We start from the raw sequence: 25,284 nt of genomic DNA, 5'->3' as shown, positions 1-25,284 counted from the left end.
CCGGAGCCCCGAGCCGTGACCCAACCCCGAATCGCCCCGCTGCCGCTGCTCGCGACGCTCGCGATCGCCGCCGCCCCGCCGGCCTCCTGGGGCCAGGACCGGCCGCTCGCGCTGAAGGGGGCGACGATCGAGACGGTCGGCCCGGCCGGCCGGATCGAAACCGGCGTCATCGTCCTGCGGGACGGAACGATCGAGGCGGTCGGCCCGGTCGACCAGGTCGAGATCCCCGAGGACGCCCGAGTGGTGGACGCCAGCGGGCGGACGATCATGCCCGGCATCGTGGAGCCGGCCTATCCGTATGGAGGGGACGTCGGGTCGTCGTCCTCCGGGAGGAGGACGGTCGTTATCAACGGCCGGGTGATCGTCCTGGGAGGGTCGAGCCCCACCCGGTCGCCGAGCTTCACCCGGGTGGCCGACGGCCTCGACCCCTTCCGAACCGACTTCGCCCCCCTGCTCCGCTCCGGCCTGACCCTCCTCAACCTCATCCCCGCCGACTACGGCCAGGCGGCCGTCGTGCGGATTACGCCCGAGGACCCCGAGGCGATGGTGGTGGAGGAGGACGGCCGCCTCTATGTCGCCGTCTCCAACAGCACCGCCAGCCTCGACGTCGTCCGCAAGGGCCTGGAGGCCGCGAATCGCCCCGGAGGGGGGAACCGATCCGGTGCCGGATCCGGATCCGGATCGGGCCGGTCGGGGCGAGGCCCGTCGTCGTCCTCCTCGAACTCGGGCGCGTCCGGCTCCGCTCGCGAACTCTGGAAGGCCGTGGCGGAGGGGAAGGTGCCGCTGATCGCCGACGCCGCCAACGCGGCGGCAATCCTCTACCTGCTGGAGGCGCTGGAGGAGGCGAAGGACGTTCGGCTTGCCCTGATCGCCTCGGGGCCGGACGTGTGCCGCACGCTCGACCGCCTGGCCGATCGGCCGAAGCTGACCCTGCTGCTGCGGCCGGCCATCGACACCGAGCCCGATAACCGCAATCTTGTCAACGTGCCGCGCCTGGTCCACGAGGAGGGCATCGAGTTCGCGTTCGTCCAGGGGAGCGACCGGTTCGGCCTGCTCTCGACGCAGGACTCCCCGCTGTTCCACGTCGCCTACCTCGTCGCCACCGGCCTGCCCCGCGAGAAGGCCCTGGCCGCCCTCACCGCCCGTCCGGCGGAGCTGATCGGCCAGGGAGACGCCCTCGGCTCGCTGGAGGAGGGCAAGTCCGCGTCGCTGCTCGTCTTCGACGGCGACCCGCTCGACCCGTACAGCCGCCTCCGCACCGTTATCATCGCAGGGAGGACCGTCTATGAAACCGAATGACTTGCTCCGGCTGCTGGCCCTGCTGGCGGCCCTGGCCGCCGCCATGTTCCCCTCCCCGGCCCCGGCCCAGGAGGATTCGGGGGGAGAGGCCTCCTCGGAGCCGAAGCCCGACGAGGCCAGGCCCGATGGCGAGGAGTCGGATGAGAAGACCCCCGGGCCGATCCTGGCGATCGTCGGGGCCGACATCGAGACGGTCACCCAGGGGACGATCCGACGGGGGACGATCCTCGTCCGGGACGGCACGATCCTCGAGGTCGGCCAGTCGATCGAGGTGCCCGAGGGAGCCGAGGTGATCGACGCCTCCGGCAAGGTCGTCACCCCCGGGTTCGTGGCCGTGGACATGAACGGCGTGGGGGTGGGCGCGGCGGCCAGGTCCCGGGGAGGGGGAGGCTCGTCGAACTCGGTGGCCGACGCCCTTGATCCGTTCGATCGGAATATGAAGCTTTGCCTTGGCGTCGGCATCACGTCCGGAGCGGTGCGGATCGGCGGCGCCTCGGGCGCTCGCTTCCTCTTCCAGCCCGGGCCGGGGTCGGAGGACGAGGGCCCGGTCTCCCTGACCGTCGACGACCTGATCGGCCTGCTCGCCGACGGCCAGCTCGACGACGAGACGTTCGACCACCTGCTCGCTCACGCCGAGGGCCGGGAGGACGACGGCCACGGCCCCCTCGGCCTCTTCGCCGGCGACGGCTCCGGCCTGGTCTCCCCTTTCGACTCCCGGTTCTTCGGGGAACAGGACCGCCAGGGGACCTGCGCCCACTGCGCCGCTACCGTCATGGAGATCCTGCCCGAGCCGCTCGCCCCCCCCTCCCCCACTCGGCCGAGGCCGGACGATTATTGCGTCATCAAGCTGACCTGGGGCGATCTCGACGGCATGCTCGCCGCCGAGCAGCCCTTCTACAGCCTCTCCTCCTCCTCACTCACCGGCCCGTTCAACGTCTTTAGCTGGCGGGAGAATCTCAAGAAGGCGAGGGACTACCTCGAGGAGCTGGAACAGTACGAGGCCGACAAGGAGGCCGGCAAGAAGGACATCAAGGAGCCCCGCAAGCCTGTCGACGACGGGCTGATCAAGCTGGTGAAGAAGGAGATCCCATTGCGGACGCAGGCCTCCTCGGCCGAGCAGATCCGGAGCATGATCGCCCTGGCCCGGGAGCTGGACTACCGGCTCGTGCTCGATGGCGCCATCGAGGCCTGGGTCGTCGCTGAGGAGCTGGGCAAGGCCGGTGTGCCGGTGGTCATCACCCCTCGGGACCGCCGCCGGTCGGACCCGGGCCGGGAGGACTCGACCGGGTCGTCGATCGAGACGCCGGGCATCCTCCAGCAGGCGGCCGTGCCCTTCGCCATCGCGCCGCTGGGCAGCTCCGTCAGCCTCGTCGGCCTGGCCGGTCGCGACCTGACGAGCCTGCCGCTGGAGGCCGCCTTCGCCGTCCGGGGAGGCGCCGACGAGGCAACCGCGCTGGCCGCGCTGACCATCGTCCCGGCCCGGATCCTCGGCCTGGAGGACCGGATCGGCAGCATCGAAAAGGGTAAGGATGCCGACCTGCTCATCCTCGACGGCCCTCCGCTCGACTACCGCACGTACGTCGAGACGGCCATCGTGAACGGCAAGGTCCGCTACCGACGGGCCGAGGACCGCGTCTACCCGGTCTTCGACCGCGACGCCCGCTGACCCGGCCCGGCCGCGCCCCTCTCTCGGGGGGCGCCGGACGTCATGCCGCCGAGGGGAAGGGCTCGGCGGCCGGTGTCCTTGCGGCGGGGGCGACGCAAGGCTAACCTCGGGGCGATCGATCCCGGTCCCCGCCGATCGCCCGAGGCCGAGCCATGCCGACCCGAGCCCTCCCCCTCCGACGGATCTTCCTGGCTTCGCTGGCCCTGCTGCTCCTCCCGGCGATCGCGACGGCCCAGGATCCGAGGGACATCCGGAACGGCTGGGTGATCCCCGACGAGGGCTACTGCGACCAGCCGTATGTCGTCGTCACCGACCAGGGGCACTGGCTCTGCACGATGACCACCGGAGCGGGGGTCGAGGGCCAGCCGGGCCAGCACATCGTGGCGACGATCAGCACCGACCACGGCCGGACCTGGTCGGAGCACATCCCCATCGAGCCGGCCGGCGGTCCGGAGGCCTCCTGGGTGATGCCGCTGAAGGTGCCGGGCGGTCGCATCTACGCATTTTACACTTACAACGCCGAGAACATTCGGGAGTTCCCGGCGGTACCGCCCGGAGCGGGCAAGCGGGTGGACACGCTCGGCGAGTATGCCTTCCGCTATTCCGACGACGGCGGCCGGTCGTGGTCGGCCGAGCGGTTCGAGATCCCGATGCGCCGCATGAACATCGACCTTGGGAACAACACCGGCGGCAAAACGCTGTTCTTCTGGGGAGTGGGTAAGCCGATCCTTGCTCGCGACGCGGCGATCTTCGGCTTCGCCAAGGTCGGCAAGTGGGGGACGCCGGGCACGATGGTCGAATCGCAGGGCGTCTTCCTGCGCAGCGACACCATCCTGACCGAGCGGGATCCGTCGAAGATCCGCTGGGAGCTGCTCCCCGAGGGGGACGACGGCCTCCGGGCCCCCAAGGGGCCGGTCTCGGACGAGGCGAACCTGGTCGAGCTGTCCGACGGCTCGCTCTTCGCCACCTACCGCACCATCGACGGCTACCCCTGCCACGCCTACAGCCGGGATGGCGGCCGGACCTGGACGCCCCCTGCCTACATGACCTACGGACCTGGCCGCCGCCGGGTGAAGCACCCGAGAGCGGCCAACTTCGTGAAGAAGCTCGGCGACGGCACGTTCCTCTACTGGTTCCACAACCACGGCGGCGAGCCCGTCCATCGCGAGGGCTGGGGGCCTTACAACGACCGCAACCCCGCCTGGATCCTGGCGGGGGTCGAGCGCGACGGGCAGATCCTCTGGTCCGAGCCGGAGATCCTGCTCTACGACGAGAACCCGAGCGTCCGCATCAGCTACCCCGACTTCATCGAGGACGGCGGCCTCCTCTACGTCACCGAGACGCAGAAGGAGATCGCCCGCGTCCACGAGGTCGACCCGGACCTGCTCGCCGACCTCAAGGGGCAGTTCGACCGCCGGGAGGTCGAACGCGACGGGCTGCTTCTGGAGGTGACCGGCGACCCGATTGAGCCGGGCGCCGAGGTCGCCATGCCCCCCCTGCCCGACCTGGCCGATCGCGGCGGCTTCACCCTCGACTTCCGGGTCCGATTCCGGGAACTGACCGGTGGCCAGACGTTGCTCGATACGAGGGACGAGACGGGCCGAGGCCTGCTCGTCGCCACCACCGGTCGGTCGACCCTGGGCCTCTCGCTGAACGACGGCGCCACCGAAGCCTTCTGGGACAGCGACCCCGGCACCGGACCCGGCACGCTGCGGGTCGGCGACTGGCAGCACGTGACGATCATCATCGACGCCGGGCCGAGGATCATCAGCGTCGTCGTCGATGGCGTCTTCAACGACGGCGGTGCCCTCCGCCAGTTCGGCTGGGGCCGGTTCCCCGCCGGGCTGGGAGACGTGAACGGCCGGGGACAGGCCACCCTGGCGCCCAACGTGTTCGGACAGCTTGGAACGGTTCGCGTGTACGGCCGGCCGCTGCGGACCTCCGAGGCGGTCGGCAACCACCGAGCCGGCCGGAAGCCCCGCTGAGGCTGCCGCCCCGACCTTCACCTCTGGGATGATGCCGATGTGTTGCCTTCTGCTCGCGATGATCGCCCTTCCGGCCGCCGCCGACGAGACGATCGCCGGCCCGCCGACGATCGCCGAGGCGACCGAGGGGCTGGCGAGGATCGACGGCTTCATCCCCCTCTACTGGGACGAGGTCGGCGGGAGGCTGCTGGCCGAACTCGCTCGGTTCGACGAGGAGATCCTGTACCAGGTGTCCCTCTCCTCCGGCGTGGGCTCGAACCCGATCGGCCTGGACCGCGGGCAACTGGGCGAGTCTCGGGTGGTCGTCTTCCGCCGGATTGGGCCGAAGGTGCTGATGATCGAGCGGAACACAAGGTTCCGGGCCCTCACCGGCCGGGAGGCGGAGCGGAGGGCGGTGGAGGACTCGTTCGCCTCCTCCGTGCTCGCCGGCTTCGAGGTGGAGGCGGCCGAGGGGGATCGCGTGCTGGTGGAGTTCTCGCCGTTCGCTCTGAGAGACGCGCACGGGATCGCCGCCACCCTGAGGAGGTCGGATCAGGGGAGCTACTGGCTGGACGTCGCCCGCAGCGCGATTGACCTGCCCCGCACCCGGGGATTCCCGAAGAACACCGAGATCGAGGCCCTGCTCACCTTCGCCACCGAGGGCGACCCCGGCCGGCTCCTCCGGGAGACGACGCCGAGCCCCGAGGCGGTCAGCCTCCGCCAGCGGCTGTCGTTCATCGAGCTGCCGCCGATCGACGGCGAGGGCTCCTACTCCCCGAGGCGGCTCGATCCTCGCGTCGGCGTTTTCGGCATCGAATTCTATGATTATGCGAAGCCGATCGACGAGCCGATCGAGACACGATGGATCGCTCGCCACCGGCTGGAGAAGGCGGATCCGGCGGCTGATCGCTCGGAGCCGGTCGAGCCGATCGTCTACTACGTCGACCCCGGAGCCCCAGAGCCGATCCGGTCGGCGCTGGTCGAGGGGGCCTCCTGGTGGAACGAGGCGTTCGAGGCGGCCGGGTTCATCAATGCGTTCCGCGTCGAGGTCCTGCCCGAAGACGCCGACCCGATGGACGTCCGCTACAACGTCATCAACTGGGTCCACCGATCAACGCGAGGGTGGTCCTACGGGTCGAGCGTGATCGACCCGAGAACCGGGGAGATCCTCAAGGGACACGTGACGCTCGGCTCGCTCCGGGTACGGCAGGACTACCTGATCGGGACGGGATTGGTGCCGGTCTTGGGAGCAGACGCCTCCGCGATGGGATGCGAGTGCGCCCTGATGCCGTCGACCGAGTACCTGGACGACCTGGACCCGGCCGTCGACGCGGAGGCGATGGCGCTGGCGAGACTCCGGCAGCTCTCGGCACACGAGGTCGGACACACGATCGGACTGGCGCACAACTTCGCGGCCAGCACCTACGGCCGGGAGTCGGTGATGGACTACCCGGCCCCTCTGGTGAGGCTGACCCAATCGGGCGGGATCGACCTGTCCGACGCCTACGCCGAAGGCATCGGCGCCTACGACACGTTCGCGATCCGATACGCCTACACCCCGTTCCCTCCCGAAGCCGACGAGGAGGAGGAGCTGGATCGGATCATCCGCGAGGGGGTCGCCGCCGGCATGCTCTTCCTCTCCGACGCCGACGCCCGCCCCGCCGGGGCGGCGCACCCGCTGGCGAACCTCTGGGACAACGGCGACGATCCGGTCGCCATGCTCCGCCACGAGCTGGAAGTCCGTCGGATCGGGCTGGAGCGGTTCGGCCCGGCCAACATCGACAACGGCTCGCCGATGGCCATGCTGGAGGCGAAGCTCCTGCCGCTGTATCTGCACCACCGCTTTCAGCTCCAGGCGGCCGTCAAGAGTGTCGGCGGCGCGTCCTACACCTATGCCGTCAAGGACGGGGACGGGACCGTCCCGGAGCCGGTCGTCGCGATCGTCCCCGCGAGGAGACAGCGCGAGGCGCTCGACGCGGTGCTCGCGACGATCGACCCGGAAACGCTCGTCCTGCCGGATCGCCTCCTCGCCCTGATCCCTCCCCGGCCGTTCGGCTACCAGGGCGGCACGGCCGAGTCGTTCTCCGGCCACACGGGACCAACCTTCGACCCGGTCGCCGCGGCCTCGATCGCCGCCGACCTGGCGGTGTCGGGCCTGCTGCGGCGCGAGCGGGCGGCCCGGCTCATCGACTACCACTCCCGCGACGAGTCGTATCCCGACTTCAACGAGGTGGTCGGCGCGCTGGTCGACCGGGCGTGGCGAGACGGAGCGCCCGCCTCCGGAAGCGTCGGGGCGATCCGAAGGGCCGTGCAATCTCTGGTCGTGACCCGGCTGATGGAGCTGGCCGACGACGACGAGGCCGCCCCCGAGGTGCGGGCGACCGCGACCGAGGCCCTCCGCGGCATCCTCGATCGTGTCGATCCCGACGATGGCCCGGACCCGGCCCCCCGCCGGGCGATCCGGGACGACATCACCCGGTTCCTGGAGCGGCCGGCGCCCGTCCGGTCCCGGGCCGAGCCGCCGCCGGCTCCTCCCGGCGACCCCATCGGCAGCGGCCGGGGATGATCGGCCATGCCCCTCGCCCTCACCCTGCCGGCGCACTACTACACCGACCCGGATCAGTTCCGCCGGGAGATCGAACACTTCTTCATGCGGAATTGGGTCTGCGCCGGCCGGTCCGGAGAGCTGCCCGGCCGGGGGGACTTCGTCGTCCGAGAGGTTGGCGAGGAGTCGATCATCCTGGTGCGTGACGACGCCGGGGCGATCCGGGCGTTCTTCAACGTCTGCCGGCACCGGGGGACTCGGCTCTGTGCCGAACCGGTCGGGAAGACCGGCGGCACGATCCGGTGCCCGTATCATGCCTGGACGTACGACCTGGCCGGAAGGCTGATCGGGGCCCCGCACATGGATGAGGCCCCCGGGTTCCGGCCCGAGGACTGGCCGCTGGCCGGAGTCTCGACGGCGGAGTGGGATGGACATGTCTTCATCAATCTTGGTGACGATCCGAAGCCGATCGCCGACCAGCTCGGCGCGCTCCCCGATCGGTTCCGGCCGTGGGGGATGGCCGAGCTGGTGGAGGCGAGACGAATCAGTTACGACGTGGCGGCGAACTGGAAATTGATCATCCAGAACTATTCCGAATGCCTGCACTGTCCGGTGATCCACCCGGCGTTGACCCGGCTGTCGCACTACCTCAGCGGCGAGAATGAGCCGGCGGCGCCGGGGTACCTCGGCGGGGCGATGACCTTGCGCGAGGGCGTGGCCTCGATGACTCCCGAGGGGACGACTCGGCGGCCGACGCTCCCGGGGCTTGGCCCGGCCGAGTGCCGCTCGGTGCAGTATTACGCGATCCTGCCGAACCTGCTCCTGAGCCTGCACCCCGATTTCATGATGACGCACCTGCTCTGGCCCCGGGCCGAGGACCGGACGGAGGTCGTCTGCTCCTGGCACTTCCACCCCGGGGCGATGGCTCGGGCCGACTTCGACCCGTCCGACGCGGTCGCCTTCTGGGACGAGACGAACCGGCAGGACTGGCGCGTCTGCGAGCTTTCGCAGCAGGGGATCGCCTCCCGGGCGTACCGGCCGGGGCCCTACTCCGGGAGGGAAGACCTGCTGCGAGCGTTCGACGCGCTGATCCTGAGGGAACTGGGCGACCTGCCGCCGCAGTCATGAGCGGCGGAGCAATTCCTCGATCTTCGACTTGTACATTGGCTCCGACATCGTGCTCACCCAGGAGACGGAGGGCTCATAGCCCCCCTCGCGGTAGGAGCGTTCCAGGGGGATGTACCAGGGGCCGCCGTCGCCGTAGGCGGCCACGGCGAGGGGGACGTTGCCGGCCAGGGAGCGGGCGTAAAGCTGGTACTCGACGAACGTCTCGGCCGGCAGGTGGAGGATGCTGCCGGCGTTGGTGTCGAGCCGCCCGAGGAGGATGGGGCGCTTCGATTCCAGCCGCATCAGCCAGGAACAGGTCATGGCGTTGCGGTTGCGGTCGACGACCGAGGCGTCCGGGTCGGCCACGATGGCGCGGAGGCGGTCGAGGTCGAGGTCTTCCCGGGCGTCGAAGTGGATGGGAAGGGTGGCCCAGGAGAGGTGGTCGAAGGGGTGGTCCTCGGCCGAGGCGTCGGCGGCGGTCATGGCGCGGTAGACGCGGTCGGCGAGCACGGGGCGATTTTCGGGAGAGCCGTCGTTGTACTTGCCGGCGGTCACGTTGCCGGCGGCGCCGGTGAAGTAGACGTGCAGGGTGCCGGCCTCGTCGGCGTCTCGCCGGGAGCGGGCGAGGCCGACGAAGTCGGCCGAGACGCGGCCGTCGCCGTAGTAGCTCATCGGGTGGGTCGTGTAGTAGTACAGGCGGGCGACGGGAGCGCCGTTGCGGAAGAAGGAGATCGACTGGAGGGTCGGGTCGATCGTCCCGTCGGGCTCGGCGCGGGCGGCGGGGTCGCGGGTGGCGCTGGTGCGGGTGTACTTGATGCGGCCGTCGGGCCCTATGACGCGGCGGTTGCAGGCGACCTGTTCCACGTCGGCCGAGCCGATGCCGAGCAGGTCGACCGGGGAGGCGGAGCGGACCGCCTCGGCCACGGCGGCGGCGGAGCGGACCATCAGGTCGTCGACGAAGCGCTCGTCGAACAGCAGCGGGTCGGCGCCGGCGTCCCGGAGGAGGCGGTTGCCGACGAGATCGATGAACGGGGCGTTGTGCTGGTGGACGCAGTGCAGCGCCACTCGGTCGGGAGAGGTGCCGGCGGCCTCGGCGAGCCGCTCGGTCCAGATGCGGTGCGACTCGTTGAGCACGCCGGTCCAGTCCAGCGAGGCGAGGACGATCGGCGCGTCGGATCCCAGCAGCACGACGCCCCGGAACCGTTGCGGGTCGTCCTGGCCGACGACCGGCTTGATCCAGCCCCCACAGAGGGGGTGCCCCATGGGGGGGGAGGCGTCGACGTCGAAGGTGCCGAGGCGGAGGTCGGGCTGCATGGCGGGATCCAGGGCCGATGGTGGGTGAAGATGAGGGAGGTCGGAGGACGGGCCGATTAGCGCAGGATCATCAGCATTCGAGGAGTGCGCAATTCCATGATTGTCTTTTCGTCGATCAATGCGGGGCGGCTGGCGGAGGCGGCGGAGAAGCTGAACAGGGAGCCGAGGCTGAACGGGCGGTTGTAGCGGACGACGCGGGGGGATTCCAGGTCGGCCAGGCGGATGGCCTCGGCGATCGCGTCCTCCTGGTAGCCGAGGCGATCGACCAGGCCGACGGAGAGAGCCTCGGCCGCGGTGTAGATTTTGCCGTCGGCAACCTCCCGGGCTCGGGCCATCGTCAGCTTTCTCCCCTGGGCGACGACGCGGAGGAAGCGGTCGTAGGTGTCGTCGACCATCTCCTGGAAGCGGGCCAGCTCGCGATCGGTGAAGGGCTCGAAGGGGGAGCCCATGTTCTTCCACTCGCCGGCGGTGACGGCGCGGAAGTCGACGCCAACCTTGTCGAGCAGGTCGGAGGCGTTGGGCAGCTCGATGATGACACCAATGGAGCCCGTGGTCGTGGTCGGTTCGGCGATGATCAGATCCGCCGGGGCCGAGACGTAGTAGCCTCCCGAGGCGGCCAGGCCGCCCATGGAGACGACCACGGGCTTGCCGGCTCGCTTGAGCAGCTCGACCTCTCGCCAGATCTGGTCGGAGCCGGTCACGGTCCCGCCGGGGGAGTCAACTCGGAGAACAACGGCCTTGACCTTCTCGTCGGTGCGGGCCTGGCGGATCTGGCTCACCGCGTGGTCGACCGTGTCCAGCGCGATCAGGCCCTCGATCCGGACGACCGCCACCTTGTCGGCCGCCGGGTTGATGGAGCCGAGGACGTACTGCTCCTCCAGGCGATCGGGCGTCAGGCCCGAGGTTTCCCTCGACAGGTAGCTGGCGTTCAGCAGCAGGGAAACCAGGAGCACCGGCCAGAGCAGCCGGCGGAGGCAGCCTGGCTTCGCGTTGCGCTCCACGAAGATCGTCTGGCCGGGGGGAGGCGAGGGATGCGTGCTCATCGGCGCTCGGGTTGGCGAGGGCGGGGAGGTCGTCGGGCGGCTCGAACCGATCAGGTCCGTCCTCATCTTACTGCGGCTGGACCCTGGGCCGGAAGTGGCCCGAGGGGGCCGAGGCCGTCCGGGACGATCGGTTGCTGGCGTCGGAGCTTACCGGAGTCGAGCCCGCCAGCGGCCCCCGGCCCTCGGAATCGCGAGGATGGGGGCCCGACCTCGAGGAGAACCGAGAGGAACCAGGGGGAATTGGCCGAGAGCCTCCTGCGAGCGCGCCCGCTCCTTCGCTCGAGACCGGCGGCTCTGCCTCCGGTATCCGTCTCAAGCGTCCGGCATGGGCGGTCCGGCATCCTCCTCGCTTCCGCCGGTCCTCGGTTCCGCCCCGCTCGTCGAGAACTCGACCCGGGGGGCCTCGTGGACCTCGACCGGGGCCCGGAAGAACGAGGCCTCGGTGAAGCCGAACGGCACGGCGAGCAGCACCTCGGGGATGTGGGCGATCCGGGTGTTGTAGCGTTCGACGGCGTCGTTGTAGCCCTGGCGCATCAGGGCCACCTCGTTCTCCAGCAGGGTGAGCCGGCGCATGAGGTCGGCGGTCAGGCAGTCCCCCTTGAGCTCGGGGAGGGCCTCGCGGAGGCCGATGATGTGATCAAGCAGCGATCGCTCGGCGGTGAGCGCCTCGGCGGCATGGGTCGGATCCAAGACGGCGCCGCCGCCGTAGGATCGGCGCAGCAGGGCGAGGTCCTCCCGCACTCCGCGCTCGTGGGAGAGGTACGACTGGACGACGCGCTGGAGGTTGGGTAGCAGGTCGGCGCGCTTCTTCAGGGAAACGTCGATGTTGTGCCAGGCTCGCCGGACTCGGTTGCGGAGGAAGACCAGGTCGTTGAACAGGAGGATCGCCACGGCGAGGGCGAAATAGCCGACCGCCACGCTGGTGGCGGCGAGGAAGTCGGTTGGCTGGAACGAGCCGGCGACGCCGAAGGCGAGCAGGGCGGGGAGAATCAGCGCGTCGATCGCCAGCGTCACCCAGAACTGGCCGACTCGTGCCTTGCGGTGCATCAACGCCGACTCGGAGTAATTGCTGAGGATATAGGGAAGCGATCGCTCATTCCCGCGTTCCAGGCGAAGCGAGGTCATCTCCTCCGGCTCGATCGTCACGCTGCCCAGGGCGTAAAGCGGGTCGCCCAGCTCCAGGCGGGTTTCGCTGTAGCGGAGGCTCCCCTCGCGGCGGCTGGAGCGGTGGCGGGTGAGGATCTCGGCCCCCTCGGGAAGCACCAGCAGGCGGCCCTCGTCGTCTCGGCAATAAAAGGGGACGTGCTCGGTGCGGTCCTCGATCGTCACCCACTTGGCGTTCTTTCCCGAGCCCCGGCGCTCCTGCACGGTGTAATGGAAGTGGGCGCAGGGGCGGTCGGAGAGCGGCCCGGAGAGCGACCGCTCACCGTCGGCGGGCTCGATGGTGCCGATGACCTCGGCGAAGCCGACGGCCACGCCGGTCGTGGGGCTGGTGGGCACGTTCTCGATGTAGCGTTTCTCCTTCACGCGCCTCAGGCCGAACCACGAGCCGAGGAGCGTCACGATGACGGCTCCTCCTCCCATCGAGGCGGCCAGCCCACCGCCGAGCCGGGCGACGCGGAACTCGCCGTCGAGCCGGGCGAGGGCCTCGGTGTCGGCCTCGGGCAGTGGGATCGGCTCGAAGGCAGAGACTCCCCAGAGGGGGGCGAGCAGGCGCTCGGGGAAGCGATCCCGGATGGCGTTGGCCCGGAGGACGGCACGCGCCAGGTCGATCCGGAGCCGGGTCAGGCGGCGGCGCTCTCGGTCGTCGAGCGGGGCGAAGGCGGCCCGGTCGTCGAAGCGCCCGAGGGCGGCCCAGTCGCCGTTCCAGGAGATCCCCTTGCGGCGGAGCAGCTCGGCCACGGCCTCCCGGGCCGAGGCCCGGGCACGCTCCAGCCGGTCTCGCGACCCGAGCAGGTCGGCGTGCATCATCCGAAGGCCGCAAAAGGACAGGCCGACGACCATCACCAGCGCCAGCGTGGCCAGGTAGGCCGGCGACTGGTGGATCCGGGAGAGCCAGCAGCCGAAGTAGACGGCGAACGAGAGGCTCGCGAGCCCCGCCCAGATGAGCACGATCGCGACGGTCGCCATCCCCCGGCGCTGCCCCAGCTCGTCCCCCTCGGCGACAATCGGCGAGTAGTGCCCGGGGGATTCAAACTCGACGGCGCCCCTCCCCTCGGCGTCCACCTGGGCGAAGCCGAAGACGAAGACGGATTGGCCGGGCTCGATGCGATGCTCGGTGTAGCGGCGGTCGCCGACGGTTTCGGACAGGTCCGAGCCCTCGGTGCGGAAGATGCCGCCGTTGGAGGGGAGGACCCGGATCGCCCCGGAGTCGTCGAGGAGCTGGAAGGAGCGGGCCCAGTCCTCTCGGCTCTCGACCGTCTCCCATCGGGTGTCGCCGTCGGAGTCGGTGGTCTTGCGCTCCTCGGTGTAGGAGAAGTACAGGCAGGGCACGCCCGATCGGGGGGCGGCGACGAGCGGGGAGCCGTCGTCGGGCTGGGCGACGCCGGAGAGGTTGATCTCTCCGGTCATGGCGGCGGCCACCTCGGTGCGGGGGACGCGCTCCAGGTCTCGCTGGCGTCTCAGGCGATCGAAGCCGGCGTCGCCGAGCGCCGCCGAGCCCACCAGGGCGCCGATTGTGGCGGCCCCCAGCACCAGGGTCGGAAGGAGGCCGAGCCGACCGCTGCCGTCCGGGCCTTCGGCCGGGTGCCATCCCCGACTCCGGCGCAGCAGGCCGGCGAGCACGACCCCGATCAACCCGATCAGCAAGATGGCCTGGGACATCCTGAGCATGACACGCTCCCACCCCGATCGCCGGTCGCGACTCATCACCGCGGCGCTGGGGCGATCGGCCCCGGCGCCGATCGCCCTCCCGATGCATTCGGCCCCCGGGGCGGTTCATTGTGGCGAGCCGGCGGGGAGGCCGAGCGATCAATCGGCTCCGATCGATGGGTCGATCCGCCCGCTCTCCCGTCGTTGACGCCCCGGGGCGGCCCCCCGACAATACCATACGGGGCGAGTCGACGCGGGCGATCCGATCCCCCGATCCGAAGGAGGTCCGGACATGGGGCCGTTCGCCGTCATCTTCCCGGCCGCCGGCCGATCGCGGCGGTTCGGCGACGCGAAGCAGAAAAAAATCTACCACGAGATCGACGGCCGGGCCGTCTGGCTGCGGGCCGTCGAGCCGTTCGTCAACCGGGAGGACGTGGCTCAGCTCATCCTGGCCATCGCCCCCGAGGACCGCGAGCTGTTCGACCGCCGCTACCGCGCCAACGCCGCGTTCCTGGGGCTGACGGTCGTCGAGGGCGGGGCCGAGCGGTTCGACACCGTGGCGTCCTGCCTGGACCGGGTCGACCCGTCTTGCGCGTTCGTCGCCGTGCACGACGCCGCCCGGCCGTTCCCTTCGACCGAGCTGATCGACGCCGTCTTCGACGCCGCCCGGTCGCACGGCGCCGCCCTGCCCGGCGTGCCGGTGGCCGACACGCTGAAGCGAGTCGGCCCCGACGGGCTGGTCGTCGAGACCGTCTCCCGGGAGGGGCTGTACGGCGTCCAGACCCCTCAGGCGTTCGCGATCGACCTCCTACGCCGGGCTCACGCCAACCGCCCCAACCTCGCGGTCCCGGTGACCGACGACTCCCAGCTCGTCGAGGCGATCGGCCACCCTTGCCGGATCGTCGCCGGCTCGCCGTTCAACCTGAAGATCACCACCCGAGACGATCTCCGGATGGCCGAGGCGATTGCCCGCGTCCTCTCCCGATCCCGCCCCCGGGGAGGGCCGGCCCACCCCTTCGCGGACGAGCGAGCGATGTGGGGAGAAGGGCCGGGCTGAGGACGGGTCGCCGAGGCGAGACGGCGGGGGGCTCCCGGGGCGATCGGCCGGATCGGAGCGGGAATCGGCGGCGATCGTCCCCCGCCGAGGCCCTCGGTTTCTCCTCGTCCCTCCGGTCTCTTCTCGTGCTCCCTCCTCCGAGGCCGATGGCCTGCTCTGCCGGCCGTCCTCCGGCCCCTCGCCGTCTCGTGTTGCTCCTCCGTCGTCGGCCGATGGATCCGGGGCTCCGGCCGGAGTCGGCGGCGCCCCGAGGAAGATCCTCAGGTGAGGCTCGATCGCCTCGGCCCAGCGGCGGTAGCCGGGGCGGGAGAGGTGGAGATAGTCGGGGAAGGTGGAGCGGGGCAGGAGGCCGTCGGCGTCGAGCAGGAGGGAGCCGAAGTCGACGACGAGCACCCGGGGGAGCCGGCCGAGGGGAGCGATGAGGCGGTTGACCTCGGCGACGTCGGGATGCGGGCGGTCCCGGTCCGGCGGCGGGGCATGCTGCGGCGAGATCCCTCGGGGAGGCAGGGCCATCAGCAGGAGGACCGACCGGGGGAGCCGGCGCCGGACCTCGGCGACGACGGCGGCGATCCCCGCGGCGATCTCCTCCGGCGGATCGAGGCCGATGTTGTTCGAGCCGATCAGAATCACCACCACCGCCGGCTCGATCCCGGCCAGTTCTCCGTGCCGGATCCGCCAGAGCAGGTGCTCGATCCGGTCGCTGCCGATGCCGAAGTTCGCCGCGCCTCGGGGTTCGAGCCGAGTCCGCCACAGTTCCCTCCCCTCGCCGTCGAACGGAGCCCGGCCGGCGCCGAGCCAGCCCCGGGTGATCGAGTCGCCGAGGAACAGCAGGTCGATCCGAGAGCCGGACGACGCCGAGGCGACCATCGCGGTGTGCTCTCGCAGCCAGCCGGGCAGGTCCGGCCTGGGGATCGCCCTCGTCGGTGATCGTTGCTCCGGCCTCGAGGAGGCCAGCACGGCGACATAGGCCGCCGCCATCGCCGCCAGCGGCGCGGCGAGCAGGGCGGCTGCCGAGAGGACCCGGAGCGATCGGCGGGAGGGGAGACGTCGGCTCATGAGGATCCGAGGGGCGGAATCGCGTCGGTCGATGGCGGTCGGCGCTTCGGGAAGGCTGGGGGCGGAGGCCGGGAGCGGCGGATGATCGTCCCGAACCGCTCCCCCGTGCAACGGTCAATCATCGAACATCGAAGAACTCCGGCATGAGCGATCGTCTGGGGGAGGAGGCGTCAGTCCTCCGGCCGTTGGTCCTCGGCCAGGTCGGGTTCTCCGAGCGTCCAGGGGCGGCCGAAGTGCTCCTCGAAGCAAAGTTCGGCCAGGGGGAGGCGGCCGAGGGAGGGGACCTCGTCGGGGAGCGCGGGATGGCCGAGGGCGATGAGGGCGCAGAGGGCGTGGTCGGCGGGGATGCCGAAGTCGTCCCGGATGGGGCCGGGGTCGAAGCGGTCGATCGGGCAGGAGGCCAGGCCGAGCCCCTCGGCGGCGATCATCAGGGTGGCGGCGGCGAGCATGGCGTTCTTGCAGGCCCAGCAGCCGAGATCCGGCTCGGCGGCCAGGTCGCGACGGACCTCGGCGTCCCGGCGAAAGACGGCCTCTGAGTCAATGTAAGCTTGCATTCTCATCTGTTTGAGGATCGCGTCCCAGTGGCTTCGGTGCGGATAAAGGTAGCCGAGCAGCAGCAGGGCGACGGGGGCGTCGGCGAGCGCGGGGTGGCCGAAGGCCCAGCGGCGGAGTCGGTCGCGGTTGGCCCGGTCTCGCACGACGAGGAAGCGCCAGGGCTGCAAGTTGTGTTGCGACGGCGAGTGGCGGGCGAGGCCCAGCAGGCGGACGAGTTCCTCGCCGGTGACGGGGAGATCGGGGTCGAATCGGGGGGAGGATCGGCGTCGGAGGATGGCCTCGGCGGCGGTCATGATCGGGGGTTCCTCCAGGGGCAAGGGCGGGCGAGGCGGGTGCTGGCGTCGGGGAGCGGGCTGTCGTAAGATGCGGCATCTCGGCCGTTTGGCCCGGGTTGGCCGGGCGGCCCGAGGATCGTTGTCGCCGAATCGCGAGGTATGAACACCATGCTCCGGAACATTTGGGCGCCGGCCCTACTGGCGCTGTTCGTCCCACAGGCGGCCCCCGCGGCCGAGCCGACGGCCGAGGAGTGGGTCTCCCTGTTCGACGGCGAAACCCTCAGCGGCTGGGAGATGATTCCCCTGCGCGAGGGTTCGAACTGCAAGTGGACCGTCGAGGATGGCATGCTCGTCGGCACTGGCGAAGCGTCGATGCTCTTCAGCCCGAAGGGAGATTACAAGAACTTCCGCTTCCGGGCCGAGATCAGCATCAACGACGGCGGCAACTCCGGCATGTACTTTCGCTCCGAGAAGGGCCCCACCTTCACCGGCGGCTACGAGTGCCAGATCAACAGCACCCACCGCGACCCGATCAAGACCGGCTCCATCTACACCCGGGTGCACGTCTACGAGCAGCTCGTTCCGCCCGACACCTGGTTCACCCAGGAGGTCGAGGTCAAGGACGTGGTGTATCGCGGCTCTCCCGTCACGTCGATCATCGTGAAGGTCAACGGCAAGGTCCTCTATGAGCTGCTCGACTACGACCGCCAGTACGAGAGCGGGCACTTCGCCTTCCAGGGCCACGACCCGGGCAGTACGGTGAAGATCCGGAAGGTCGAGGTGATGGAGCTGCCCTCCAACTGACCCCGGCCCCCGCCGATCGGCGGGCCTCCCCGATCGATCCCCCGGCCGGCGTCCCCCTCCTGGGAGCCGGCCGGCCCCCCTCCTCTCCCAGCGATCGAGCCGGCCGGAGCCGCCGAGGCCGACGCCGACCCCCGCCTCGCCCTCACCTCCCCTCTCCTCTCCTCTCTTCTCCTCGCGCCCGCGTCCCGTCCTCTGGCCCGGAGCCATCGATGGATACGTATAATCAGGTCATGAACGACGTGATCGGGGCCCTCTGGAGCACGCCCACTTTCTTCGCGCTGCTGGGCACGGGCATCCTGTTCACGATCTGGAGCAAGTTCATCCAGTTTCGCGCCCTGACCCACGGCGTGAAGGTGCTTCGCGGCACCTACGACGACAAGAGCGATCCCGGGGCCATCAACCACTTCCAGGCGCTCTCGGCGGCGCTGTCGGGCACGGTCGGCCTGGGGAACATCGGCGGCGTGGCGCTGGCCATCGGCATCGGAGGGCCGGGGGCACTGTTCTGGATGTGGGTGACGGGCTTCCTCGGCATGGCGATCAAGGCCGTCGAGGTCACGCTGGCGATGATCTATCGCGACACCAGCGACCCGGAGAACCCCCACGGCGGCGCCATGTACGTGATCAAGCGCGGCTTCGGCGACCGCGTCGGCGGCTGGGCCAGGCCGGTCGCCTGGGCCATCGGCGCCATCTTCTGCGTCACGCTGCTGATCTCGACCATGACCGGCGGCAACATGTTCCAGGCCTGGAACGTCGCCTCGATCACCAACACCTACTTCGGCGTGCCGACGATTGTCACCGGCATCGTGCTGGCGATGATCACCGGCACGGTGATCATCGGCGGCATCAAGCGGATCGGCGACGTGGCCGGCCGGCTCGTGCCGTTCATGTGCGGGCTGTACCTGCTGGCGGGCGTGGCGGTGCTGATCCTCAAGGCGGCCGACGTGCCCGCCCTGCTGGCGATGGTCGTCCGAGAGGCCTTCAACCCCACCGAGGCCGGCGGCGCCTTTCTCGGCGCCACCGCCTGGTTCGGTCTGACCACCGGCCTCCGCCGCGCTCTGTTCTCCAACGAGGCCGGCCAGGGCACCTCCCCCATCGCCCACTCCGCCGCCAAGACCAACGAGCCGGTTCGAGAGGGTGTGGTCGCCGGGCTCGAGCCGTTCATCGACACCTGCCTCGTCTGCACACTGACCGCCCTGGTCATCCTCGTCACCGGCACCTGGAACCGCGAGGCCGCCGGTCCGTTCGAGGGGCAGATCGCCCTGGTTGAAGGCGCCGATGGCTCGCTCGAGGTCCTCGCCGACACCTCCATCGAGAGCCTTCCCGACTTGCCCGCTCCCGACCGCTGGACCGAAGGGAACAGCTTCTTCCTCGTCGCCGAGGTCGCCGAGACCTCGGGAGACACCGGCAGCAATCTTGTCCGGGTCCCCGGCACCGTGGTTTCCGATGGGAACGGAGGCCTCCGGATTTCCTGGGGCGACTTGCCCGCCGAGGCGAGCGACGGCGCCACCCTCGTCGACACTGGCGTCTACCGCGACCTTGTGGGGGCCGCCCTGACCGGCCTGGCCTTCGACCGGGCCGTCCCCGGCCTGGGCAAGTGGCTGGTGACGGCCGCCTGCTGGCTGTTCGCCATCTCGACCCTGATCTCCTGGGCCTACTACGGCGAGCAGGGGATCGTCTATCTGTTCAGCGAGAAGGCCGTTCCGGCCTACAAGGTTGTCTTCTGCCTGGCCACGGTCGTCGTCACGCTGCCCAACTTCATCCGCACCGACACTCAGCTTGGCAACCTCGCCGACCTGGGCACCGGCGTGATGCTCGTGGCCAACGTGCCGATCATCCTCGCGATGAGCTACCAGGCGATGAACGCCTTCAACGACTACTTCCGCCGCATGCGGCTCGGCGAGATGGAAGGCCCCCATGAGGCTCCTCCGATTATCGACGTCGTCGAGGGCCGAGACGTCGAGTGATCCCGGAGTTCTCGAATCGCGGAGCACTCGCATCGAGGGGAGGTGGGGTCGTGGCGACCCCACCGTGGACGGTCCGGGGTCGACACGGCCCCGGCTTCCCGGCCGCTCCCCGCAGGCGGGGAGCGGGGCCGGGGAAGCAATCGGGAGCGATCAGGGGCCGGCGGGTCTTGTCCCTTCGGGCCGGGCCCCGCTCTCCCCAGGTGGCCCGAGGAGCCCGCTCAGCCCAGGTCGTCCTCCTCGACCTTGAACGGCGGGGTGTGGTCCTGGTCGGTGTCGGGCTCGGTGAATTGCTTCGAGGTCAGCAGCTTGGCGAAGCAGTAGGCGGTCATCAGCAGGACGACCGACCAGACGATCCCCATGAAGAGCCAGGCCGAGGTGGTCATGCCGTCGGTGTTCATGCGCCGGTCCCCTTCGGTTGGGTGTTCTTGCGCGACCAGGCGATGGCCACCAGCACCGAGAAGAACAGGAAGAGCCCGGCCAGCGCCAGCCGGTCGAACGTGCGGATCATCCGGAGCCATTGGTAGTAGGTGGCGACCTCGGGAGAGGCTCCGTGGGGGGCCTGCAGGTCCTTGTGCAGGAGCTTGCCGATCACGCTGTCGCCGGCCCATTCCCAGGAGGGGATGCCCTCCCCCGCGCCGATCGACCTGAAGAAGCCGTCCCAGCCGACGCTTGGCTTGAAGACCGCCGCCAGCAGGATCACGATGATGAAGACCGGGGTGACGTACTTCGTGATGTAGTAGAACGCCCGGGGCACCTTCAATTCGGCCCCTCGCATCAGCTCCTCCCAGCCCCGGTCCATGCCGAAGACCCAGGCGAAGAGGATCACCTCCAGCAGCGCGAAGACGACCAGGGCGAAGGTGCCGACCCAGAAGTCGAAGTCGTCGAAGACGCCAGCCTGTGTGATCGTTGCCACCGGCACGGCCAGCAGCAAGATCATCCCCATCAGGGCCCACGACGCCTTGACGCGGCTGAGCTTGAACTCGTCCTCCAGGAACGCCATCACCGGCTGCCCCATCGCCAGCGAGCTGGTGATCGCCGCCAGGAACAGCAGGCCGAACCAGAGGAAGCCGGCCAGCGGGGCGAATTGTCCCCAGTTGTTGAACAGCGTTGGCAGGGTCATGAACGCCAGGCCGAAGCCCGACTGCTCCTGGACCGCCTCCAGCCCCAGGTAGCTGACGGCGATCGGCAGCAGCAGGGCGCTGCCGAGCACCACCTCGCACAGCTCGTTGGTCCAGGCCGTGGTGGCGCCGGTCAGGGCCACGTCGTCCTTCCTGCGGAGGTACGACGCATAGCAGTGGATCGACCCCATGCCGATCGACAGCGTGAAGAAGATCTGCCCGGCCGCCGCCAGCCAGACCGCTGGATTACCCAGTTGAGTGAGGTCTGGCTCCCAGACATAGTTCAGCCCGATCCACGGGCTGTACTTCACCGCCTCCTCAGCCACTGGGTCGTTCATCAGCCCCTTGACCGCCAGCACCACGCCGAAGAGCAGCAGCAGCGGCATGGCCACCTTGGCCACCACCTCGATCCCCCCGGCCACTCCCCGGGAGAGAATGAAGATGTTGATGCCAATGCAGATGGCGAACATCACCAGCCCTGGCATGCTGATGGCGAAGATCTGATTTTCCTGCTGTCCCGTGATCCGGTTGAAGAAGGCCGACGGCGCCCCGCTGGCGAAGGCGGCGGCATCCTCAGGCGAGACGCCCTCCGGCGGCTGGAACCCGCCGAGCAGCGAGTAGATGGAATACGACAGGCACCACGACTCGATGTACAGGTAGTACGACGCGATCCCCAGGCACGTCAGCAGCCCGAGCACGCCGGCGTACTTCCAGAGCCGGCTCTTGCCCATCGACTGAAAGATGCCCGGCGTCGAGTGGTGCCCCTGGCCGCCGCCAAAGCGACCCATGGTCCACTCGATCCACATCAACGGGATCCCCATCACGACGAGCGAGACGAGGTACGGGATCATGAACGCCCCGCCGCCGTTCTGTGCCGCCTGGGCTGGGAACCTCAGGAAATTCCCCAGCCCCACCGCGTTGCCGGCCATCGCCAGCACCAGCCCGACGCGCGAGGCCCACCGCTCGTTCTTCGCCATTCAACCCCCCGTCGGGTCCGGTCCCTCGACTCATCGGATGGAATCCCTGGCCAGCTCAGCCCCTGTAGCAGATCCGGCCCGGCCTTGCCAGGGGGGAGGAAGCCTCCCGGGAGGGCGATCAGGCCCCCGCCCCGCTGCCGACCGCCGAGGCCGCCCCCTGCGGGGCGAAGGTCACCGGCTCCGGAGCGACCAACGGTTCCAGTACCCCTGCGATCCGGGGCCAGAGCAGCAGCGCCTCGACCACCAGCCACGCCTCCAGCACCGTCGTCGCCAAGCCGATCCCGAGCAGGACCCACTGCCGGTCGGCCAGCCAGGAGCCGCCAGGGCCGGGGGCGTCGATGAAGATCTGCCAGAGCATCGCCCAGGCGGGCAAGAGCAGCATGAAGATCAGCGGGGCGATCAGGAACCAGTTCGGCAGGCCCCGGCGGCGGAGGTAGAAGGCGATCACCAGGAAGGAGAGCCCGCCGAGCAGCTGGTTCGTCGCGCCGAAGAGTGGCCAGAGGATCAGCCCCCCCTGCCCCGCGTTGGCCCAGGACCACTGCTGCCCGGCCTTCGGGAAGGCGGCCAGGGCGCCGGCGAGCACCACGGCGAAGATCGTCGCCCCGTGCTTGTTCGCCAGCCACGAGAGCGGGTGGGCCGACAACGGCACCGGCTCGCGCCGGAACAGCGGGGCGTCGGGCGATTCGGCCTCGGCGCGACCGCCGCCGATCAGCGCCCTCGCCAGCTCCTGCACCACGTACCGCTGGAGCCGGCACGCCGTGTCCAGCGTCGTCCCCGCGAACGAGGCCACCAGCACGCCCATCAAGGCGACCGACACCCCCTCCGGAAGCCCCATCGCCTTCAGGAAGTTCGCCGAGCCGTCGACGAAGGCGCCCACCGTCGCCGCCAGTCCTCCCGAGGTGTTCCACGATCCGTACCGCTCGGCGAACGCCGCGCCGCCGAGCAGCGGCGCCCCGTTTTCTCCCGGGATCCCCAGCCCCAGCCCCGCCACGCAGGCCAGGATCACCAGCGTCGCCAGGAACCCTTCGGTGAGCATCCCGCCGTAGCCGACGAACCGGGCGTCGGGCTCGCGGTCGATCTGCTTGCTCGAGGTGCCGCTGCTGACCAGGCAGTGGAAGCCGCTGATGGCCCCGCAGGCGATCGTCACGAACAGGAACGGGAAGATCAGCGGCGCGTCGGTCGGGCTGAAGTCCACGGCCGGCGCGGCGATCGCCAGGGGAGGCCTCGCCCCCTCCTCCCCGACCGGGGCGCCCCCGGCGAAGGCGGCGACGGCCAGGCCGACGACGATCAGGCCCAGCGCGCTGATGAGCTGGAGCGAGTTGATGTAGTCCCTCGGCTGCAACAGGATCCAGACCGGGATCACCGAGGCGATATACGAGTAGATCAGCAGAAGTCCCACCCAGGTGATCGTGCTCCACCCGGCCATCGTCGCGTTCCAGCCGTGCAAGGTCGCCTCGACCGCCTCGATCCCCGAGGCGAGCCACCCCGGCAGGAACGACAGCGAGGCGACCGGCGTGTTCTCATCGCCGAAGATGACCGTCAGGTACATCAGGGCCAGCGCGATCACGGACGGCACCGCCAGGGCCGCCCCCTTGCGGTGCAGCCAGATCCCGATGGCCACGGCGATCGGGATCTGCACCAGGCACGGGAAGATCGACGCCGGGTACTGACGGAAGACGGCGGCGATCACCAGGCCGAAGATCGCCAGCACGATCGTCAGGGCCAGGAACAGGATCAGCAGGAACAGGATCCGCGCCCGGCGGTTGATCAGCCGGCCGGCGATGTCCCCCACCGTCTGGCCGTTGTTGCGGATCGAGACGACCAGGGCGCCAAAGTCGTGCACGGCGCCGATGAAGATCGAGCCGAAGACCACCCAGAGCAGGGCCGGCACCCAGCCCCACATCACGGCAATGGCCGGGCCGACGATCGGCCCGGTGCCGGCGATCGAGGTGAAGTGGTGGCCGAAGACGACCGCTCGAGCGGTCGGCACGTAGTCGGCGTCGTCCCGCAGGCGGTGCGAGGGGCAGACGTAATCCGCCGACAACCGGAAGATCGTCCGGCCCAGCCAACGGCCGTAGGTGTGATAGGCGACGAGGAACGCCACACCCGCGCCCAGCGCGATCAGCAACGTCTGCATGGAACGGCCCCGAACTCGGAGGACGGTCGACCCTCGCCGGCAGGCAGATCGATCGGCGATCGCCCCAGTCTAAGGCTCCGGGCGCCGCCCTTCAAGCGGGACGCCTCGACCGAAGCGACGGGGCGAGAGCGGCTTGCGTCGGATCGTCCGGCCAGGCATGCTGGGCGTCGCCGTCGCCGTCGCCGTCGCCGTCGCCGTCGCCGTCGCCGGGCCGCCGCAACCATCCGGGAGTGCTCGCCATGTTCCAGCCGCCCTACCGCGCTGCCGTCATCGGCCGCACCGGCCGGGGAAACTACGGCCACGACCTCGACCGCGCCTTCGCCGAGGAGCCGAAGTTCACTCTGGTCGCCGTGGCCGACGAGGACGAGGCCGGCCGAGCCGCCGCCTCCTCCCGGCTCGGCGTCGACCGCTCCTATGCCGACTACCGCGAGATGCTCGAACGCGAGCGCCCCGAGTTTGTCGCCGTCGGCCCCCGCTGGCTGGATTGCCACCGGGAGATGGTCGTCTCCTGCGCCGAGTTCGGCGTCCGGGGGATCTTGCTGGAGAAGCCGATGGCCCCCTCCCCCGCCGATTGCGACGCCATGCTCTCGGCCTGCGACGCCAGCCACGTCAAGCTCGCCATCGCCTTCCAGACCCGGGTCAGCCCGATTTTCGAGCAGGTCAAGACGCTGGTCGCCGACGGCGTGATCGGCCCCGTCCTCGAGCTCCGGGGCCGAGGCAAGGAGGACCGCCGAGGGGGAGGCGAGGACCTGATGGTGCTCGGCACTCACATCATGGACCTGTTCCGGGCCGTGCTCGGCGACCCGTCGTGGTGCTTCGCCCGAGTCACCGACGGCGGCGTCCCGATCACCTCCGAGCACGTCCGGGACGGCGCCGAGGGGATCGGCCCCCTGGCCGGCGACCGGGTCGACGCGATGTACGGCTTCGCCGACTCCCCCGCGGTCGCCCACTTCGCCACCGCCCGCCCCACCGAGCCGGGGAGCCGGTTCGGCCTCCGCATCTTCGGCGAGCGGGGCGTCATCCTCACGGGGACCGGCTGGCTGCCCGAGGCGTACCTGCTCCGGGACCCCCGATGGTTCGACTCCCCCGGCGGAGCCGGCTGGGAGCCGATCACCAGCGCCGGCGTCGGCCTGGCCGAGCCCTTGCCGTCGGGTGGCCTGCTCGACGGCAACCGCCGGATCGTGGCCGACCTGATCGCCGCCGTCGAGGAGGACCGCCCGCCGGTCGTCTCCGGCGCCGACGGCCGGGCCTCGATCGAGATGATCCTGGCCACCTACGCCTCCCAGGTCGCCGGGGGCCCGGTCGCCCTGCCACTGGCCGACCGATCGCACCCGCTGGAGCGGCTCAAGGGGGCGAGCCGGGGATGAGGGGACCGGGGCCTGTCGGGGGCTCGAGGCCTCGGAGCAGAACCTCGTGGGCATCGCCGATCGCTTCCCGGCGGGTCTTCTCCTCTCCTCCTCTCCTGCTCTTCTCCTCTCCTGCTCTCCTGCTCTCCTGCTCTCCTGCTCTCCTGCTCTCCTGCTCTCCTGCTCTCCTGCTCTCCTGCTCTCCTGCTCTCCTGCTCTCCTGCTCTCCTGCTCTCCTGCTCTCCT

The 25,284-nt window shown here is 70.1% G+C and carries 16 protein-coding genes and 1 pseudogene; 9 read left to right on the top strand and 8 right to left on the bottom strand.

Annotated features, from left to right (window positions below; translation table 11 throughout):
- Positions 1–15 precede the first annotated feature (15 nt).
- The 5 genes from TsocGM_RS15890 (at position 16) to TsocGM_RS15870 (ending at position 8,602) form a co-directional block, all read left to right on the top strand.
- The gene (locus tag TsocGM_RS15890) at positions 16–1,299 is read left to right on the top strand and encodes an amidohydrolase family protein (RefSeq protein WP_126726450.1); all 1,284 of its coding nucleotides are present in this window, start codon (positions 16–18) and stop codon (positions 1,297–1,299) included.
- The gene (locus TsocGM_RS15885) at positions 1,286–2,965 is read left to right on the top strand and encodes an amidohydrolase family protein (protein WP_126726449.1); all 1,680 of its coding nucleotides are present in this window, start codon (positions 1,286–1,288) and stop codon (positions 2,963–2,965) included. Before TsocGM_RS15890 ends, TsocGM_RS15885 begins: the two co-directional genes overlap by 14 nt.
- Before the next feature lie 152 nt (positions 2,966–3,117).
- Positions 3,118–4,950, top strand: coding sequence for an exo-alpha-sialidase (locus tag TsocGM_RS15880; protein WP_126726448.1), 1,833 nt, complete (start codon positions 3,118–3,120; stop codon positions 4,948–4,950).
- A gap of 37 nt (positions 4,951–4,987) precedes the next feature.
- Entirely contained in the window at positions 4,988–7,495 is a 2,508-nt protein-coding gene (locus TsocGM_RS15875) for a zinc-dependent metalloprotease (protein ID WP_199756806.1), read from the top strand.
- 6 nt (positions 7,496–7,501) lie between these two features.
- Positions 7,502–8,602, top strand: a complete 1,101-nt coding sequence (locus TsocGM_RS15870) for an aromatic ring-hydroxylating oxygenase subunit alpha (protein ID WP_199756805.1) — start codon at positions 7,502–7,504, stop codon at positions 8,600–8,602.
- Here TsocGM_RS15870 and TsocGM_RS15865 read toward each other — a convergent pair.
- From TsocGM_RS15865 to TsocGM_RS15855, 3 genes are all read right to left on the bottom strand, one after another.
- Positions 8,597–9,895 (bottom strand): hypothetical protein, encoded by a 1,299-nt coding sequence (locus tag TsocGM_RS15865; RefSeq protein WP_126726447.1) that lies wholly within the window; start codon positions 9,893–9,895, stop codon positions 8,597–8,599. The genes TsocGM_RS15870 and TsocGM_RS15865 overlap by 6 nt on opposite strands.
- Positions 9,896–9,951: 56 nt before the next feature.
- Positions 9,952–10,938, bottom strand: a complete 987-nt coding sequence (gene sppA, locus TsocGM_RS15860) for a signal peptide peptidase SppA (RefSeq protein WP_158633583.1) — start codon at positions 10,936–10,938, stop codon at positions 9,952–9,954.
- A gap of 312 nt (positions 10,939–11,250) precedes the next feature.
- Positions 11,251–13,770, bottom strand: a complete 2,520-nt coding sequence (locus TsocGM_RS15855) for a LemA family protein (protein WP_126726445.1) — start codon at positions 13,768–13,770, stop codon at positions 11,251–11,253.
- Positions 13,771–14,041: 271 nt separating this feature from the next.
- Between TsocGM_RS15855 and ispD the strand changes: the two genes are divergently transcribed.
- A complete protein-coding gene (gene ispD / locus TsocGM_RS15850) occupies positions 14,042–14,806 on the top strand; it encodes a 2-C-methyl-D-erythritol 4-phosphate cytidylyltransferase (protein ID WP_126726444.1) in 765 nt (254 codons plus the stop codon).
- A 285-nt stretch (positions 14,807–15,091) separates the two neighbouring features.
- Here ispD and TsocGM_RS27150 read toward each other — a convergent pair.
- Positions 15,092–15,673 (bottom strand): annotated as a pseudogene (locus tag TsocGM_RS27150) (GDSL-type esterase/lipase family protein); the annotation flags it as partial.
- 359 nt (positions 15,674–16,032) lie between these two features.
- The gene (locus tag TsocGM_RS15840; protein WP_126726442.1) at positions 16,033–16,710 is read right to left on the bottom strand and encodes a nitroreductase family protein; all 678 of its coding nucleotides are present in this window, start codon (positions 16,708–16,710) and stop codon (positions 16,033–16,035) included.
- Between the two features lie 141 nt (positions 16,711–16,851).
- Between TsocGM_RS15840 and TsocGM_RS15835 the strand changes: the two genes are divergently transcribed.
- Both TsocGM_RS15835 and TsocGM_RS15830 read left to right on the top strand, forming a co-directional pair.
- Positions 16,852–17,496, top strand: coding sequence for a 3-keto-disaccharide hydrolase (locus tag TsocGM_RS15835; protein ID WP_126726441.1), 645 nt, complete (start codon positions 16,852–16,854; stop codon positions 17,494–17,496).
- Positions 17,497–17,705: 209 nt separating this feature from the next.
- Positions 17,706–19,460, top strand: a complete 1,755-nt coding sequence (locus TsocGM_RS15830; protein WP_126726440.1) for an alanine/glycine:cation symporter family protein — start codon at positions 17,706–17,708, stop codon at positions 19,458–19,460.
- Positions 19,461–19,678: 218 nt separating this feature from the next.
- Here TsocGM_RS15830 and TsocGM_RS15825 read toward each other — a convergent pair whose 3' ends face one another.
- The 3 genes from TsocGM_RS15825 to TsocGM_RS15815 form a co-directional block, all read right to left on the bottom strand.
- A complete protein-coding gene (locus TsocGM_RS15825; protein WP_126726439.1) occupies positions 19,679–19,858 on the bottom strand; it encodes a hypothetical protein in 180 nt (59 codons plus the stop codon).
- Complete coding sequence (locus TsocGM_RS15820; protein ID WP_126726438.1) at positions 19,855–21,555, bottom strand: sodium-dependent transporter; 1,701 nt, start codon at positions 21,553–21,555, stop codon at positions 19,855–19,857. Before TsocGM_RS15820 ends, TsocGM_RS15825 begins: the two co-directional genes overlap by 4 nt.
- A 118-nt stretch (positions 21,556–21,673) precedes the next feature.
- Complete coding sequence (locus TsocGM_RS15815) at positions 21,674–23,692, bottom strand: carbon starvation CstA family protein (RefSeq protein WP_126726437.1); 2,019 nt, start codon at positions 23,690–23,692, stop codon at positions 21,674–21,676.
- A 239-nt stretch (positions 23,693–23,931) separates the two neighbouring features.
- On the opposite strand from TsocGM_RS15815, the gene TsocGM_RS15810 reads away from it, so the two are divergent.
- Positions 23,932–25,059 carry a Gfo/Idh/MocA family protein gene (locus TsocGM_RS15810; protein ID WP_126726436.1) on the top strand — a complete coding sequence of 376 codons (1,128 nt, stop codon included), beginning with the start codon at positions 23,932–23,934 and terminating at the stop codon, positions 25,057–25,059.
- Positions 25,060–25,284: the final 225 nt, after the last annotated feature.

Origin of the sequence: Tautonia sociabilis (assembly GCF_003977685.1) — a bacterium.
In the GTDB taxonomy this organism is placed as follows: Bacteria; Planctomycetota; Planctomycetia; order Isosphaerales; family Isosphaeraceae; genus Tautonia; species Tautonia sociabilis.
This window is presented reverse-complemented; position numbering and strand designations above follow the sequence as displayed.